13 protein-coding genes and 1 riboswitch are annotated in these 16,697 nt (G+C 71.1%); of the genes, 6 read left to right on the forward strand and 7 right to left on the reverse strand.

The genetic code is table 11. The features are described from left to right. Window positions 1-106: 106 nt before the first annotated feature. The 4 genes from ACWD5F_RS25465 (at window position 107) to ACWD5F_RS25480 (ending at window position 9,059) form a co-directional block, all read left to right on the forward strand. A complete protein-coding gene (locus tag ACWD5F_RS25465) occupies window positions 107-6,484 on the forward strand; it encodes an RHS repeat-associated core domain-containing protein (RefSeq protein ID WP_451257634.1) in 6,378 nt (2,125 codons plus the stop codon). Next, window positions 6,484-7,173, forward strand: coding sequence for a hypothetical protein (locus ACWD5F_RS25470; protein WP_451257636.1), 690 nt, complete (start codon window positions 6,484-6,486; stop codon window positions 7,171-7,173). The genes ACWD5F_RS25465 and ACWD5F_RS25470 overlap by 1 nt, the downstream gene beginning before the upstream one ends. 114 nt (window positions 7,174-7,287) lie before the next feature. Further along, entirely contained in the window at window positions 7,288-8,640 is a 1,353-nt protein-coding gene (locus ACWD5F_RS25475; RefSeq protein ID WP_401727400.1) for a class II 3-deoxy-7-phosphoheptulonate synthase, read from the forward strand. A 152-nt stretch (window positions 8,641-8,792) separates the two neighbouring features. Continuing rightward, the gene (locus ACWD5F_RS25480; RefSeq protein WP_451257638.1) at window positions 8,793-9,059 is read left to right on the forward strand and encodes a (2Fe-2S)-binding protein; all 267 of its coding nucleotides are present in this window, start codon (window positions 8,793-8,795) and stop codon (window positions 9,057-9,059) included. 33 nt (window positions 9,060-9,092) lie between these two features. Here the strand turns inward: ACWD5F_RS25480 and bfr are convergent, their stop codons facing one another. Next, entirely contained in the window at window positions 9,093-9,569 is a 477-nt protein-coding gene (gene bfr, locus ACWD5F_RS25485) for a bacterioferritin (protein WP_019062355.1), read from the reverse strand. A 179-nt stretch (window positions 9,570-9,748) separates the two neighbouring features. Here bfr and ACWD5F_RS25490 point away from each other — a divergent pair, with 179 nt between their 5' ends. Then, a complete protein-coding gene (locus tag ACWD5F_RS25490) occupies window positions 9,749-10,381 on the forward strand; it encodes a sulfite oxidase-like oxidoreductase (protein WP_401727398.1) in 633 nt (210 codons plus the stop codon). 21 nt (window positions 10,382-10,402) lie between these two features. Here ACWD5F_RS25490 and ACWD5F_RS25495 read toward each other — a convergent pair whose 3' ends face one another. From ACWD5F_RS25495 to thiO, 6 genes are all read right to left on the reverse strand, one after another. Next, on the reverse strand, window positions 10,403-10,936 hold the full coding sequence (locus ACWD5F_RS25495) for a DUF4396 domain-containing protein (RefSeq protein ID WP_451257640.1): 534 nt from the start codon (window positions 10,934-10,936) through the stop codon (window positions 10,403-10,405). 85 nt (window positions 10,937-11,021) lie between these two features. Next, on the reverse strand, window positions 11,022-11,894 hold the full coding sequence (locus ACWD5F_RS25500; protein WP_451257642.1) for a deoxyribonuclease IV: 873 nt from the start codon (window positions 11,892-11,894) through the stop codon (window positions 11,022-11,024). 88 nt (window positions 11,895-11,982) lie between these two features. Continuing rightward, the gene (pknB, locus tag ACWD5F_RS25505) at window positions 11,983-13,914 is read right to left on the reverse strand and encodes a Stk1 family PASTA domain-containing Ser/Thr kinase (protein ID WP_451257643.1); all 1,932 of its coding nucleotides are present in this window, start codon (window positions 13,912-13,914) and stop codon (window positions 11,983-11,985) included. 118 nt (window positions 13,915-14,032) lie between these two features. Further along, window positions 14,033-14,827 carry a thiazole synthase gene (locus ACWD5F_RS25510; protein ID WP_124004243.1) on the reverse strand — a complete coding sequence of 265 codons (795 nt, stop codon included), beginning with the start codon at window positions 14,825-14,827 and terminating at the stop codon, window positions 14,033-14,035. 3 nt (window positions 14,828-14,830) lie between these two features. Next, window positions 14,831-15,031, reverse strand: a complete 201-nt coding sequence (gene thiS, locus ACWD5F_RS25515; RefSeq protein WP_401727394.1) for a sulfur carrier protein ThiS — start codon at window positions 15,029-15,031, stop codon at window positions 14,831-14,833. Next, window positions 15,028-16,182, reverse strand: coding sequence for a glycine oxidase ThiO (thiO, locus tag ACWD5F_RS25520; protein WP_451257645.1), 1,155 nt, complete (start codon window positions 16,180-16,182; stop codon window positions 15,028-15,030). The genes thiS and thiO overlap by 4 nt, the downstream gene beginning before the upstream one ends. After that, window positions 16,180-16,291, reverse strand: a riboswitch (TPP riboswitch). It overlaps the preceding gene by 3 nt. Window positions 16,292-16,344: 53 nt before the next feature. On the opposite strand from thiO, the gene ACWD5F_RS25525 reads away from it, so the two are divergent. After that, window positions 16,345-16,695: a hypothetical protein gene (locus ACWD5F_RS25525; RefSeq protein ID WP_451257647.1), complete on the forward strand. Its 351-nt coding sequence runs from the start codon at window positions 16,345-16,347 to the stop codon at window positions 16,693-16,695. Window positions 16,696-16,697 lie beyond the last annotated feature (2 nt).

Raw genomic sequence — 16,697 nt, forward strand, 5'->3', positions numbered from 1 at the left:
GGAACCCTACACCACCCCACCACCTTCACAGGAGCCACTCAGCCCGTTCATTGACGTGTTCATGATCTGCGGTGACGCTGGAGGCTCACCGTGTGAAGGGGGACACATGAATCGCTTCCGCATGTCATGCGTCACTGCGGTCGTCATGGCCATGGGGTTATCAGGCATCCAACCGGCCCTCGCGCAGGCCGCGTCCACGCCCGCGAAAGCCGTCTCGGTCGCCGACGCCGAGAAGTCCGTGACCAGCATCGACCGCACCGAACAACGGGCCGGCGCCCCGCTCGACACCAGACCGGTCGACGCCCAGGGCAGACCCCTCGCCGCCGCCGAGCCCGCGCGTGTCGTCTGGCCCGAGCCCGGCGCGGACACCGTCACGGTGGGGACCGAGCCGGTCCGCGCCGCCGACACCGCCGTCTCGGTCACCGCGCCCCGCAGCCGCTCCGCCGCCCCCGACACGGTCGACGTCCGGGCGTACGACAACACCAAGGCCCGCCAACTGGGCGGCCACGCAACGGCATTCACCCTCAAGGCGGCCGAGCCGACCGACCGGGTCGGCGTCCGCGTCGACACCACCGGCTTCCGTCAGGCCTTCGGCGCCGACTTCGAGACCCGGCTGCGACTGGTCGCCAGGCCCGCGTGCGCGCTGACCACGCCCCGGGCCGCAGGGTGCGAGCGGAGCGCGCCGGTCAAGAGCCGGATCGACCTGACCACCCACACCCTCTCCGCCGAGGTGGCCGCCGACCCGGACACGGTCTTCGTGGTCGCCGCCGCCCCGAACGGCGAGACGGGTTCGGCCACCGCGACCACGCTCTCCTCGTCCAGCAAGTGGCAGGTCGGCCTCAACTCCGGTGACTTCTCCTGGTCGTTGCCGCTGCCGCAGGTCCCCGCGATCGCGGGCGACGCACCCGACATCAACCTCGGCTACTCCTCGCAGGCCGTCGACGGCATGGTCGCCGCCGAGAACAACCAGCCCTCCTGGGTGGGCCAGGGCTGGGACCTCGCCCTGCCCTACATCGAGCGCCGCTACAACGGCTGCGCCGACGACGGCGGTGACACCGGCGACCTGTGCTGGGCGGGCGACGAGTACCGCATCTCCCTCCAGGGCACCTCGTCCTCGCTGGTCAAGGACACGGCCGCGGGCGGCGACAGCTGGCGCGCGCAGGAGGACCCGGGCTGGCGGATCCAGCGCAGGACGGGCGCGGAGAACGGTGACAACGACGGCGAGTACTGGGTGGTGACCACCCCGCAGGGCACCCGGTACACCTTCGGCCGCGGCAAGCAGGCCACCACCGGCACCGCCACCGACTCCGTCTACACCGTCCCGGTCTTCGGCGACGACGAGGGCGAGCCCTGCCACAAGAGCGATGTCGAGGACTCGTACTGCACACAGGCCTGGCGCTGGAACCTCGACGGTGTCGTGGACGCGCACGGCAACTCCAACACGTACTTCTACACACAGGAGTCCAACCGGTACGCCCGCAACGGCGACCCGGACAAGTCGACTTCGTACGTCCGCGGCGGTCACCTCAAGGACATCGTCTACTCGCAGCGCTCCGGCGCCGAGGACCAACAGGCCCCCGCCCGGCTGCACTTCACCACCGGCCTGCGCTGTGTCGAGGCCGCCGACGGCAGCGGCGACTGCCCGGCCTTCGACGCCGACCACGCGAGCTCGTATCCCGACGCACCCCTCGACTCCCTGTGCGCGAGCGGTGACTGCACGGGCGAGGAGCAGAAGTCGCCGACGTTCTTCACCGACAGCCTGCTGCGCGGCGTCACCGCCCAGCGGTCGAACGCCGACGGCGGCTGGACGGACGTGGACCGGCTCGACTTCACCTACGACTATCCCGAGCCCTCCGACGGCACCAGCGCCATGCTGTGGCTGGCCAAGGTCCAGCAGACCGGTCTCGCAGGGGACGGCGAACTCAAGCTGCCCGCCGTGGAGTTCACCGGCAAGGAGTACGCCAACCGCGCCGACGCCGACCCGGCGGCGGGCGCCCCCGAGATGCGCAAGCTGCGCATCACGCAGTTCGTCGACGAGCTGGGCCGGCAGGTCGACGTCACCTACGGACAGCCCGACCCGTGCCCGGTCGACGACCTGCCCGAGGGCCGCTACGACTCCAACACCCAGGACTGCTTCCCGGGTTGGCGCGCCAACGGCGAGTCCTCCGGCTTCGGCGTCTGGCACAAGTACCTCACCACCAAGGTCACCGTCCGTGACAACGGCGGCGGTTCACCTCCGCAGACCACCGAGTACCGCTACCGGGGCACCCCCGCCTGGCACCACGACGACGACCCGGTCACCAAGGCCGAGCGCCGCTCCTGGAGCGACTGGCGCGGCTACGGCAGCGTCGACGTCGCCAAGATGACCGACCCCGGCTACCGGGGCGAGAGCTCCAGTCGCGCCGCCCAGATCACCCGGACCCTGCACTTCCGCGGGATGGACGGCGACTCCAAGGCCGACGGCTCGACCAAGTCCGTCGAGGTCACCGACTCGCAGGGCACCGCGCTGAAGGACCTGCCGTATCTGCGGGGCAAGGAGCGCGAGAGCCAGCAGTTCCAGGTGGACGGCTCCGGCGCCATCGCCTACGAACTCGGCGGCACCCTGCACGGCTACACCTCCGCGCACACCACCCCGGCCAAGGAGGGCGAGACCGACCCCGAGAAGGACGCCCACTTCGTCGTGGAGAACGACGCGGTGACCCGCGAGACGGTCACCGCCGACGCGGGCCAGCGCTCCACCCGTACCACCAGTCTCAAGACCACCTACGACACCTACGGCCAGGCCACCGAGGTGGTCGACACGGCCGGGGACGACGTGCGGTGCACGAAGACGTCGTACGACCGCTCGGCCGCCACCCTCGACGGCTGGATGCTCGCCTTCCCCTATCGCGTCCGCGCCTATTCGGGCACTTGCGCGGAGCCGAAGGCGCTGATCAACGGCAAGGACCAGTACTACGACGGCTCCGGCGAACTCGGCGGGGCGGTCACCGAGGGCGACCTGACCCGGTCGGTCGCCGCGGTCACCGCCAGCGGGCCCGACGCGGTCGGCGACACCTCCGCCACCTCGGCGACCTTCGACGCCTACGGGCGCACGCTCACCGAGACCGACGGGCGCGGGAACACCGACCGCACCGTCTACGCCCCGGCCGCCGGCCGCCCGGCCACGGTCACCGAGACCAACGCGCTCGGCCAGGCCGAGACCACCACCCTCGACGCCGACCGCCAACTCCCGGTCGCCGTCAAGGACTCCAACGGCAACACCCAGACCAACGCCTACGACCAGCTCGGCCGGCTCGTCTCCGTGCACGAGGCCGACCAGGCCGCCGACGACCCGCCCGCGCAGACCTTCGCGTACGCCCTGGACCAGGAACACCGACGGCCGCCGCTGGTGACGACCCGTCAACTCCAGTCCGGGAACACCTACTTGACCAACTGGAAGTACCTGGACTCGCTCGGCCGCGACCGGCAGAGCCAGGAGGTCTCGCCCGCCTCCACCGACGACGACAGGAAGACCGTCGTCATCGACACCCGGTACGACGACATCGGCGACATCGCGGCCGAGTCGCTGCCCGCGGTCGCCGCGGGCGCGCCGGGCGACGCGCTGCTCACCGTCCCCGCCGACCAGGTCGACGAGACCCGGCGCACGTACGACTCGATGAGCCGCGTCATCCGCTCCGCGCGCTACGGCGACGGGCGGGAGCTGTGGGCGACCAGTGTCGTCTACTACGGCGACCACGTCCGTTCCACCCCGCCCGCCGGCGGCACCGTCACCACCGTGTGGACCGACGCCCGCAGCCGGCAGATCCGCCAGCAGGAGGGCGCCGACCCCAAGCAGACGACCACCTACACCTACACCCCGGCCGACCAGGTCGCCACGGTCACCGACCCCGCCGGACACACCTCGTCCAGCACCTACGACCTGCTCGGCCGCCGGGTCTCCGGCGACGACGCCGACGCGGGCAGGTCCCGTACCGCGTACGACGCCAACGGCAATGCCATCGCGGTCTGGGACGCCGAGGCGCTCGCCGCCGGCGGCGCCACCCCGACCCTGTCCACCGACTACGACGCCCTCGACCGCCCGGTCGCCCGCTGGGACGGCGCCTCCGGCTCCGGCGAGAAGACCGCCACCTGGAGCTACGACTCCACCGGCATCGCCAACGGCGTCGGCCAGCCCGCCTCGATGACCACCCACCGCGACGGCAAGGACTACACGATCGCCGTCGACGGCTACGACGAGCGGGGCCGCGCCACCGGCCGCACCTGGACCTTCCCGGCTGGCCTCGGCGGCGCCCTGCACAAGTCGTCGTACAGCGTCGACTACGGCTACGACGACGCCGACCACACCGTCAGCGTCGAGTACGAGAACGCCGTCATCGGCGCCCCGAAGGAGAAGATCACCACCGGCTACGACGCCCTCGGCAACCCGGACACCCTCACCGGCGTCCAGACCGACCCGCTGACCGGCAAGGACGTCACCGTCCCGTACGTCTCGGGCACCGGCTTCGCCGCCGACGGCAAGCTCGCCTCCCGCGACTACGCCAACCCGCACCACGACCTGCGGCGCGCGTACGCCTACGAGAGCGACACCCAGCGCCTGTCCCGCGTCCAGACCCTGACCACCGGACTCACCGGCGACCAGGAGGCGCGGCAGGACGACACCTACGCCTGGGACCAGGCCGGCAACCTCACCTCGGTCACCGACACCACCGGCCACAAGGACGTCGCCACCTGCTACGGCTACGACGACCTGGCCCGCCTCGGGCACGCCTGGACGACGTACGAGACCGACTGCTCGGACGCCGACTCCAGGCTCACCCACGACGGCCCGGCCGGCTTCAACCAGTCCTGGACCTACACCGCCGACGGCAACATCGCCTCGCAGCGCAGCCTCCTGGACACCGACACCTACGAGTACGACGACCCCGACCACCCGCACGCGGTGACGAGTCAGGGCGCGAGCCACTACGCCTACGACGAGAACGGCGCCCTCAAGAAGAAGACCGAGGGCCTGGTCCCGACGTCGTACGAATGGAACGCGAACCAGGAACTCACCCAGGTCACCAAGGCCCTCCTGGAGAAGACCGACTTCGTCTACGCCCCCGACGGCACCCGCATGGCGCGGATCGCGCCCGGCGGTGTCGCCACCCTCTACATCGAGGGCCAGGAGATCACCGTCGTCCTCGGCATCGGCAAGGGCACCCGCCTCTACACGGAGGACGGCATCACCGTCGCCGTCCGCCAGCCGACCGGACTGCTGACCTGGCAGCTCAACGACATCCAGGGCTCCGCCCAGGTCTCGGTCCTCGCGGGCACCTCGCTCGCGACCAGGACGTACTACAACCCGTACGGCGAGATCCGCGCCGGCTCCGCGCCACCACCGTCCGACCACGGCTTCCTCGGCAAGGTCAAGGACCCCACGACCGGCCTCAACGCCCTGGGCGCCCGCTACTACGACGCCGACCTCGGCCGCTTCATCTCCACCGACCCGGCCGTGGACAGCTCCTCCACCCAGTCCCTCAACCCCTACGCCTACGGCAGCAACAACCCGGTCGTCTACATCGACCCGACCGGCCTGTGGTCCCTGTCCGGCGTCTGGAACTCCGTCAAGGAAGGCGCCTCCGCGGCCTGGGACTGGGCCAAGGAGAACAAGGGCCTGATCGCGGACGTCGCCGTCGGCATCGGCGTCGGCATCGCGGTCGGCGCGCTCTGCTCGACCGGCGTGGGCTGTCTGCTGGTCGCCGGAGCCGTGGCCGGGGCCGCGGGCGCCGCCGCCGGATACGGGGTCGACGTCGCCGAGGGCAAGACCGACTTCTCGCTCGGCGGCCTCGCCACCCGGGTCGGTGTCGGTGCCGCCGCGGGTGTCCTGGGCGGGGCCATCGGCAAGGGTGTCGCGGCCGTCGCCCCGAAGGTCGTGGGCGCCATCGCCAAGACGGCCGTCGGCAAGGCCGTCGCGTCCGGCAGCTCCAAGGCCGCATCCGCCATCACCGGCAAGGCCGCCACCGCCGGACGGGCCATCGCCAACTCCCGGGCCGGCAGCAGGGTCGCCGAGCTGGGCAAGGCGGCGGCCGACGGGATCAAGTCGCTGGCCGGACGCGGCGCGCCCAAGGGCAATGTCGTCGACATCCCGCTCACCAAGGCGACCACCCAGGCCGAGATCGACGCCATCCACGAGTACGCCAAGCGCACCAACGAATGGCTGGCCAAGAACGGTCCCAAGGTCATCCAGCCGACCAAGGGCACCCCGCTCGGGGCGTCCTCCAGGGCGGCCGCCCGCGCCGAGCGCCTCCGCGCCGCCCGCGCCGGCAGCCCGTACACCGGCCAGGCCGGTCACGTGCCCGACTCGGCGGTCTCCGGCACCGGCCAACCGCCCGCCGGCTGGCTCGACATGCCGGGCAAGTCCAACAGCATCGCGGGTGGTGTACTGGGCCCCCGGGTCGGAGTACTGCTCCGAGGATTCACGGTCAACGGAGGACCGCCACTGTGATGCCGCACGCCGAGGAACTCCCGTCGCTCGCCGACCACGTCGGGCCCCGGCCCGACCGGTCGGCGGCGACGGGCACGCCCGCCGAGCACTTCCCCGCCGCCCACCGCGAACTCCTGCTCCGGCTCAACGGGTTCACCGTGCACCACGGCGCCTTCCGCCTCCTCGGCATCGGCCGCGAGGAGCCCGCGCTCGACCTCGCGGCCTGGAACGCGCCCGAGACCTGGCGGTTCGCCTGGGACGACCGGCTCGACCCGTTCGTGATCTTCGGGGAGACCGCCTTCGGCGACTCCTACGCCTACCGCCGCCTCCCCGGCGGCGGCCTGGCCCCCGAGGTCCACTTCCTGGAGGGCGTCCTGCTGCGTCCCGAGATCATCGCCCCGAGCTTCGAGGCCTTCCTCGCCGACGAACTGCTGCGCAACGCCAAGGAGCCCTACGACGACCTCGTCGTCGGGGCCGTCGACCACCTCGGCCCGATCGCGCCGGGCAGCCACTGGGTCTACGTCCCCTCCGTCGCCCTCGGCGGCGAGGAGGACGTGGAGAACATCTCGGTGCTCCCGGCGACGGTCGCCATGACCTTCGCCGGCGACATCGCCACCGCCATGGAGAGCGGCGAACGGGCCGCCACCGGAGTGGAGCCGTACACGGACGAACAGGGGCGTCCCAGGCTCCGGGTGCGCTTCGAGGAGTGATCCGAGAAATGAGGGGAGAAGCGAGGGGAGAAGTGAGGTGACGGACGAGCGGAACACGTCTCAATTGATGAGCAGAGGAAGGGGCGCCCGACACGACCGCGTAATGTTTACGACGTGACCGTGAACGCTAAGACCAGCGCGAGCGCTGGCAACACCTGGCGAGATCTGCCCGCGGCGCAGCAGCCCGAGTACCCCGACACCGAGGCTCTGCGCGCAGTGATCGCGGACCTCGAGTCGTATCCGCCGCTCGTCTTCGCGGGCGAGTGCGATCAGCTGCGCGCCCGGTTGGCTGCCGTCGCCAAGGGAGAGGCGTTCCTCCTCCAGGGCGGCGACTGCGCCGAGGCCTTCGACGCGGTGTCCGCCGACCACATCCGCAACAAACTCAAGACCCTGCTCCAGATGGGCGCCGTGCTGACGTACGCCGCCTCGGTGCCGGTGGTCAAGGTCGGGCGCATCGCCGGCCAGTACTCCAAGCCGCGCTCCAAGGGCACCGAGACCCGTAACGGCGTGACGCTGCCCACGTACCGCGGCGACTCGGTCAACGGCTTCGCCTTCGACGAGAAGTCCCGCATCCCGGACCCCGAGCGCCTGAAGCGGATGTACAACGCCTCCGCCTCGACGCTCAACCTGGTCCGCGCGTTCACCACCGGCGGCTACGCGGACCTGCGCCAGGTGCACGCCTGGAACCAGGACTTCGTGAAGTCCTCCCCGTCCGGCCAGCGCTACGAGCAGCTCGCGCGCGAGATCGACAGCGCGCTGAACTTCATGCGGGCCTGCGGCACGGACCCGGAGGAGTTCAAGACCGTCGAGTTCTACTCCTCGCACGAGGCGCTGCTGCTCGACTACGAGTCCGCCCTGACCAGGGTCGACTCCCGCACCGGGCAGCTGTACGACGTCTCCGGGCACATGGTGTGGGTCGGTGAGCGCACCCGTCAGCTGGACGGCGCGCACATCGAGTTCGCCTCGCGGATCCGTAACCCGATCGGCATCAAGCTGGGCCCGACGACGACGGCCGAGGACGCGCTCCAGTACATCGAGCGCCTCGACCCGGACCGCGAGCCCGGCCGGCTCACCTTCATCGTGCGGATGGGCGCGGACAAGGTCCGCGACAAGCTGCCCGAGCTGGTCGAGAAGGTCACCGCGTCCGGCGCGACCGTCGCCTGGATCACCGACCCGATGCACGGCAACACGTACGAGGCGGCCTCCGGTCACAAGACCCGCCGCTTCGACGACGTGCTCGACGAGGTGAAGGGCTTCTTCGAGGTCCACAAGGGCCTGGGCACCCACCCGGGCGGCATCCACGTCGAGCTCACCGGTGACGACGTCACCGAGTGCGTGGGCGGCGGCGACGAGATCTTCGTCGACGACCTCCACCAGCGCTACGAGACGGCCTGCGACCCCCGGCTCAACCGCAGCCAGTCGCTTGACCTGGCCTTCCTCGTCGCCGAGATGTACAGGGACCAGTAACCGTTTCGCCTGTTACAGCAGTGTGCCGTGGGGCGGGGATCACATACGATCCCCGCCCCACGGCACTTTTGCGGCACCTGCGCGGCGGGTAAGGTTAGGTTAGCCTCACCGATTGTCGGGATGGCACGACTGATTTCGAACCCGCCCGGGAGGTGACCCGCGTGTACGTCTGCAACTGCTTCGGTGTGACCGAGGCGCAGGTCGCGAAGCACGCGGAGGGCGGTGCCTGCACCCCCCGGCAGATAGCGTCGGCCTGCAAGGCGGGCACCGACTGTGGGTCGTGCGTACGCCGTATCCAGGCGCTGCTGGGCCGGGGCGCCTGTCCGCGCCGCGAGCCGGTCGACCAGGGCGAGCCGATGCTCACGGGACTGGCCGCGACGGCGTTGGCCGCGCAGGCCGAGCTGGAGGACGCGGCCTAGGTCCGCGGGACGCGGCCCAGGTCCGGGCGGTTCTCAGCTGGGCTGCTCGATCTGCTGCGCGATGTAGAGCGCCTCACCGAGCTGCTCGATCAGCTGGAGCTGGGTGTCGAGGTAGTCGATGTGGTGCTCCTCGTCCTCGAGGATGTCCTCGAAGATGTTCGCGGACGTGATGTCGCCCTTCGTGCGCATCACCTCGATCCCGCGCTTGAGGCGGTCGATCGCCTCGACCTCCACTTGCCGGTCCGCCTGGAACATCTCGGTGACCGTCTGACCGACCCGGACGTGGAACAGCCGCTGGTAGTTCGGCAGACCGTCGAGCATCAGGATGCGCTCGGTGATCTTGTCCGCGTGCTTCATCTCGTCGATGGACTCTTCACGCGTGTACTTGGCGAGCTTGGTCCAGCCGTTGTTGTCCTGGATGCGGTAGTGCAGCCAGTACTGGTTGATCGCGGTCAGCTCACCGGTGAGCTGCTCGTTCAGGAACTCGAGGACCTCGGGGTCGCCCTGCATCGCAGAGGCTCCTTCCAAAACAAGGGGAACTGGCGGGTTGCGCCGCATCCTTGCACCGCGCACGGAAGATCGTCCAGTAAGTCTTCACTTAGTAAGTAAGGGCATGCTTAGTCCGATTTCAGGCGGATTGAGCGGATGCTGGTCCGATGCACCGTCTCCGGTCTGTCAGGATGGAGGGCATGGGTCAGTCGGTGCAGCGGGGAAGTGGCGAAGCGGCCTACTCCGAGCTCCCACCGGGTCAGCGACTGCAACGCGGCTGGCCGGTCACCCACTACGGCCCGGTCCCCAAGTTCCGGCCCGAGCGCTGGGAGTTCCGGGTCTTCGGCGCCACCGCGGACGGCGAGAAGCGCTGCTGGAACCACGAGGAGTTCTCCGCGCTGCCGTACGACACCGTCGTGGGCGACCTGCACTGCGTCACGAAGTTCAGCATGCTCGGCGCCGAGTGGGGCGGTATTCCCGCCCGGGCGATCCTGGAGATCGCCCCGCCCGCGCCGACGGTCACCCATGTGATGGTCTGGGCGGAGTACGGCTTCAGCTCCAACCTCCGCCTCGCGGACTTCGCCGCCGAGAGCACGATCTTCGCCACCCACAAGGACGGCGAGCTGCTGACCGCGGAGCACGGCTTCCCGCTGCGCCTGGTCGTCCCCCATCTGTACGCATGGAAGGGGCCCAAATGGGTCCGCGGCGTGGAGTACATGACCGCCGACCGCCGGGGCTTCTGGGAGGAACGCGGCTACCACAACATCGGCGACCCGTGGCGGGAGCAGCGGTACTCCTACCAGGAGGAGCCGGAGGACGGCCCGGAGGTCTGACGCCCGGCGTCCTCGCCGTGGTCAGTGGTGGTACTGGTGCACCACCGCGTGGCCCTTGCCCCGGCCGATCATCCACTTGTTGACCGGCACGGTGACCACGAAGGCGATCACCAGGGACAGCGCCAGCGAGACCCAGAACAGCGCGTCGGCCAGCTCCGCGTCCATCGCGTCCGGCCACAGCACGATCACGCCGTTGTCGATCAGCTCCATGACGGCGATGGACAGGGTGTCGGCGGCCAGCGCCACCCGGAACGCGGCACGCAGGCCGAGGCCCGCCTTCAGCACTCCGCGCAGGGTGAGCGAGTAGCCGAAGAAGAACGCCAGGACGATCGCGAGGACGGTGGTCGGCAGGTTGCCCCAGCCGAACGCCGTGCCGATGACCATGCCGAGCACCTCGCCGATGGCACAGCCGGTGAGGCAGTGGAGGGTGGCCTGGACAGCGGTCTGCCAACTGGCGGCGCCGGTCGGCTGGTGCTGGTGGCCGTGTTCGTGCTGGTCATGGCCGTGGTGCTCGTCGTGGTGCTGGTCGTGGTGTGCGTGCGCCTCGTGATCCATGGGTGCCCCCAATGCCAGGTAGCGGTTCCTGCCTCACGCAGGAACCGTATACCCCCAGGGGGTATTCCCCAACAGGCTGCGCCGGTTACGCGTCCCGGAGTTTCTTCAGCCGCTCCACGTCCGCCGCGTGCCCTTCCTTGCCGCCGGGCGTCTCGATGACCAGCGGGACACCCTCGGTCGCGGGGTGGGTCATGAGCGCCCGGAACGGGTCCTCGCCGATGTGGCCGGAGCCGATGTTCTCGTGCCGGTCCTTGTGCGCGCCCACGACGTCCTTGGAGTCGTTGGCGTGGATGAGCTTGAGCCGGCCCTCGCCGACGGTGTCCACCAGCAGATCGAGGGTCTGGTGCATACCGCTCGGCCCCGTCAGGTCGTGCCCGGCCGCGAAGATGTGGCAGGTGTCCAGACAGACGCCCAGCTTCGGATGGGCGTCCAGCGCCTCGAAGTACGGCCCGAAGTCCCAGGTCCGCGAGCACAGCGAGAAACCCTGCCCGGCCGTCGACTCCAGCAGCAGGAACGGGTCGTCGTCGTGGGTGAGTTCGTCGAGCAGCGGCAGCATGTGCTCGCGCACCTGCCGCAGGGCCACGGACCGCTCCCGGCCGCCGGTCGCGCTGCCCGTGTGGACGACCACGCCGAGCGCCCCGATCTCCCGCCCGCGGCGCAACGAGTGCCGCAGCGACTCCACCGACTTCTCGACCGTGGCCTCGGTGTGCGAGCCGAAGTTGATCAGATACGGGGCATGGACGTACGCCGGGATCGCCTCGGCCTCGCAGGCCGCGCGGAACTCCTCGTCCTGGCGCGGACTGCCGGCCGGAGTGGCCCAGCCGCGCGGGTTGGCGACGAAGACCTGCACGGTCTCGGCCTGCAACTCACGGGCGTAGGACAGCCCCACGGAGTTCAGACCGCCGGCCACGGGCACATGACCGCCGACGGGGTTGCGGGAGGGGAACGGGCTCTTCACTGGTCCAGGGTGTCATGCGGTACGACCCGTTCCGGCACCGCGTCCTGAGGCGGGCGGCCCTCGTCCCGCGCCGGGCCGCCCGCGACGGTCAGCGGATCTCGATGGTGATCGTCGACCCCTTGGGCGCCGTCTCCCCGCCCTCCACGGACTGGCTCTTGACGGTGTCGCCGAACAGGCCGAGCAGACCGCGGTCCTCGTCGACCTGGAACCCGGCGTCCTCCAGAGCCTGCTTCGCGTCGTCGACGCTGTCACCGGTGACGTCCGGGACCTCGACCTGCTCCGGGCCCTTGGAGATCGTCAGCGTCACCGTGTCGCCCTCGCCGGCCTGGCTGTCGGCCTCCGGCGTCTGCGCGGCGACCTGGCCCTTGTCGTACTCGGAGTTGACCTGCTCGGCGGCGACCTTCACCTTCAGGCCCGCGTCCTCCAGGTCGGCCTTCGCGTCCTCCAGGTCCTCGCCGGTGACGTCCGGGACGTCCACAGCGCTGCCCTTGCTGACGGTCAGCGCGATCGCCGAACCGGCGTGCCGCTCGGTGCCCTCCGCCGGGTCCGTGGAGATCACGGAGCCCTTGGGGACGTCGTCGTCGAACTCCCGGGTGACCATGCCCGGTTCGAGGCCGGCCGTCTTCAGCAGGGCCTTCGCCTTGGCGAGGGTGGAGCCCTTCAGCTCGGGGACCGGCACGATCTCCGGGCCGTCGGAGACGGTCAGGGACACCGAGGCGTTGTCGCGGATCCGGGTGCCGGGCACGGGGTCCGTGCTGATGACCCTGCCGCGCTTCACCGTGTCGCTGTAGGCGTGCTTGACCGACCCGAGGTCCAGGCCGGCGTCGTCCAGCTGCTTGCTCGCCTGGGCCTGCGTCTTCGCCAGGACCGCCGGGACCTTGGTGAACTGGCCGGAGTTGATGTACCAGAGGCCCGTGCCGACGCCGAGGACCAGCAGGATCGCGACGACGATCGCGAGCGGCCCGCGCCGGACCCCGCCGCCCGTGCGCCGCCGGGGCGGCAGCGGCGGGGGAGAGGCCAGCACGCTGGTGCGGTGCACGTCCCGCTGATCCTCGTCCTCGTTGACCGGCAGCAGGCGCGGCACGGTCAGCGAGCGCGGGATGACGCTCGTACGGTCCTCGGCGATGCCCCGGTCCGCCGCGAGCGCCTGCGGCGGGATCGCGTCGAGCTGGTCCTCGCGGAGCGCGGCGCGCGTCTCGCGGGCGTGCGCGAGCAGCGCCACCGCGTCGTAGGGGCGCAGTTCGGGGGTGCGGGCGGTGGCCGAGGCGACCAGCTCGTCCAGCTCGTACGCCAGACCCGGCACGACGGCCGAGGGCGGCGGGACGTCCTCGTGGATGTGCTTGTAGAGGACGGTGGCGGGGGAGTCGCCGTAGTGCGGGCGCTCGCCGGTCAGCATCTCGTACAGGACGACACCGCATGCGTACACGTCGACCCGGGGGTCGGCGGTACCGCGCTCGATCTGTTCCGGCGCGAGGTAGGAGACGGTGCCGAGGACGGCGCCGGTGGTGCTGGTGACCGTGTCCACGGAACGGACGAGCCCGAAGTCGGCGACCTTGACCCGGCCGTCGTCCCCTATGAGCACGTTCTCCGGCTTCATGTCGCGGTGCACGAACCCCGCGCGGTGCGCGGCGCCGAGCGCGGCGAGGACCGGCTCCAGGATGTCCAGGGCGGCGCGCGGCTGAAGTGCCCCGCGCTCGCGCAGCACGTCGCGCAGGGTGCAGCCGGCGACGTACTCCATGGCGAGATAGACGTACGACCCGTCGGCGCCCTGGTCGAAGACCTGTACCACGTTCGGGTGGGCCAGCCGGGCGACCGACTTGGCCTCGCGGATGAACCGGTCGACGAAGGAGACGTCGGCGGCGAGCGCGGGGTGCATCACCTTCAGCGCGAGCACGCGGTCGAGGCGGGTGTCCACGGCCCGGTAGACCGTGGCCATCCCGCCGACCGCGATCCGCGCGTCCACGCGGTAGCGCCCGTCGAGCACCTGCCCGACCAGAGGGTCCTGAAGGGTCGTATCCACGCAGGTGAGTGTACGAGCCGGGACCGACAGGCCTCTCGGTTCGGGCGATTTCGGGGCGTGACTGCAGCCGAGCTGTGACGGACGTCGCACCGGATTCCGGCCATGGTCGAACGTGTGTTCAGAACGCGGGCCGCTCCGGATCCAGCCGCGCAAGCCCCTCGGTGGGGGACGAGGCGTCCGCGAAATGCCGCCGGGGAATGCGCCCCGCGAGCCGGGCCAGCCGCCCCGCCTCCACCGCGTGCCGCATCGCCTCGGCCATCAGCTGGGGCTCCTGCGCCCGCGTCACCGCCGAGGCGAGCATCACACCCGCGCACCCCAGCTCCATCGCCAGCGCCGCGTCCGAGGCGGTGCCGGCGCCCGCGTCCAGGATCACCGGCACGCGCGCGTGCTCGACGATCAGCTGGAAGTTGTGCGGGTTGCGGATGCCGAGCCCGGAGCCGATGGGCGAGCCGAGCGGCATGACCGCCGCGCAGCCGACGTCCTCCAGCTTGCGGGCGAGCACCGGGTCGTCGTTCGTGTAGGGCAGCACCGTGAAGCCGTCGTCGACCAGGGTCTCGGCCGCGTCGAGCAGCTCGATCGGGTCGGGCAGCAGAGTGCGCTCGTCGGCGATGACCTCGAGTTTGACCAGGTCGGTGCCGAGCGCCTCGCGCGCGAGGCGGGCGGTGAGGACGGCCTCGCCGGCGGTGAAGCAGCCGGCGGTGTTGGGCAGCACCCGGATGCCGAGCCGGTCCAGGACGGACAGCACCGAACCGTGCACCGAAGGGTCCACACGGCGCATCGCGACCGTCGTCAGCTCCGTCCCGGAGGCCACCAGCGACCGCTCCAGGACGTCCAGGCTGGGGGCGCCGCCGGTGCCCATGATCAGGCGGGACGTGAAGGACGTACCGCCGATGACGAAGGGGTCGTCGGCCATGGGTCAGCCTCCTTGGACGGCGGTGAGGACCTCGACGCGGTCCCCCTCGGCGAGGGACGTCGAGGACCACTGCCCGCGCGGGACGACGGTTTCGTTCAGGGCGGCGGCCACTCCCGAGGGGGCCGGGGTGAGGGCGCGTACGACGGTGTCGAGAGCCGTGCCGGGGGCGAACTCCCGGGGCTCCCCGTTGACGGAGATGTTCATGCGGGCTGCTCCAGGAGCGCGAAACGCTTCGGGGTGAAGGGGCGGGCCTCGTCCGGGAGTTCACCGGCGGCGAGGGCGTGCGCCAGGGCGTCGCCGGTGACCGGGGTCAGCAGCACGCCGTTGCGGTAGTGCCCGGTGGCCAGCAGCAGCCCGGCGAGGGCGGTCGGGCCGAGCAGCGGGGCGTTGTCGGGGGAGCCGGGGCGCAGTCCCGCGCGGGTCTCCGTCAGCGGCAGCTCGGTGATGCCGGGGACCAGTTCGTGCGCGTCCCGCAGCAGCTCGTACACCCCGCCCGCGGTGACCGTGGTGTCCCAGCCCAGCTCCTCGCTGGTGGCGCCGACGACCAGCTCGCCGTTCTCGCGGGGCACCAGGTAGACCTGGCTGCCGCGGACCATCGCGCGGACGGTACGGCTCAGGAAGGGCGCGTAGCGCTGCGGCACGGTGAGCCGCAGCACCTGGCCCTTCACCGGACGCACCGGCGGCAGCACCTCGTCCGGCACCCCCGCGAGCCGCCCGCTGAGGCTGCCGGCGGCCAGCACGACCTGGTCCGCGTCCAGTTCGGTGCCGTCCGCGGTGGTGACCCCGGCGGCCCGGTCCCGGACGACCCGGAGGCGCTCGGTCCACGTGCGGTGGAAGGTCACTCCGGCCCGCTCGCAGGCGGTCACCAGCGCGCGTGCCAGGCGCCGGGGGTCGATCTGGTGGTCGCCGTCGACGCGGAGACCGCCGCGCACGCCCGGCGCGAGCATCGGCTCCAGGCGCCGGCAGTCCCGCCCGGACAGCCACTCCGACTCCAGGCCCGACTGGCGTTGCAGGGCGTGCAGTTCGCGCAGGTGGGCGCGGTCGTCGGCGTCCAGCGCGACGGCGAGCGTGCCGCAGCGGCGGTAGCCGAGGTCCTGGCCGGTGAGGTCGGTCAGCTCGGCTGTGAACGCCGGGTAGCGGCGCGCCGAGGCGAGGTTCAGGCCGAGCAGGGTCTGCTCGCCGTAGTGCAGCTCCGTGACGGCGGCCAGCATGCCGGCGGCCACCTGGGCGGCCCCGCCGCCCGGTTCGGGATCCACGACGGCCGTCGCGAAGCCGCGCTGCGCGGCCCGCCACGCCGTGACCAGGCCGATGATTCCGCCCCCGATGACGAGGACGTCTGACGTACGTGACGACATGGGCGTCCAGCCCCTCCCTTCGCCGGCATGACCCGGATCAGGTTCGTACGGTCGGAGGCCGCCAGCCTCCCTCTCAGCCCGGTGCGTCCGGGCTCCCGCGAGTGCTTGTACGTTGACCAGCCTAGCCCTTGATTCCGCGCCTCTGTAAGGGAGCCTTCCGCCATGGCCCGCTCGCTGGACGGCCTCGTCCTCGCCCCCGTCGCCGACCAAGCCGCAGGTCAGGTGGGTACCCGCACCCGGTTCGCCTACCACGAGAAGGACGGCGAGATCTGGGCCGAGTACGCGGGCGGTGACGTCGTGCGCGGGCACCTCGTGGGCACTCGGTCAGGTGACCGGCTGGACTTCCGGTATGTGCAGTTGAGGACCGACGGGACGACGGCCTCGGGGCACTGCGTGTCGACCGTCGTGGAGCTGCCGGACGGGCGCGTGCGCCTTGAGGAGACCTGGGAATGGGAGTCGGCGGCGGGCACCGGGACGAGCGTTGTGGAGCAGGTCACTGAGCACGACCACTGACT

The organism is Streptomyces sp. NPDC002499, assembly GCF_053595415.1.